A 414-nucleotide genomic window follows, 5' to 3' on the forward strand; every position below is an offset into this window, starting at 1 on the left:
GCGAAAGTAAGCATCGCCTGCATTGAAACTTTTTTGAGTCCACGAAGTTTCGTCCAACGCATACCATGCTTTTCTTTTGCATCCGCAAAAACGCGTTCTATTGTTTCTTTCCGTTTTGCATAAATGTCTTTATTCATTTGTGTCAGTCTCAGATGATCTGCTTCATCTAGATAGTCCTGCCAAATATGCCGATGAATTTGTTTGGTGTGATTTTGACTTTGTGTACAGTTATCTAAATACGAGCAGGACTTACATATCTCTGACTCAGACGCATATTGCTTATAGCCTTCTCTAGTCGTTGTACGATAAGAGAGAATTTGCCCGTTGGGGCAAATGTAACAATCAAAATATGCATCATATACGTATTCACTCTTTTTCAAATAACCAGCTTTTGTTCTTGGACGAGTGTAAGGC

1 protein-coding gene is annotated in these 414 nt (G+C 38.9%); it reads right to left on the reverse strand.

What is annotated here, in order from left to right:
* On the reverse strand, window positions 1-414 hold a 414-nt coding region (locus SB658_RS22070; protein WP_410602329.1), incomplete at both ends, for a transposase.

It is taken from the genome of Bacillus sp. SIMBA_008 (assembly GCF_046535495.1).
Taxonomy (GTDB): Bacteria; Bacillota; Bacilli; order Bacillales; family Bacillaceae; genus Bacillus; species Bacillus subtilis.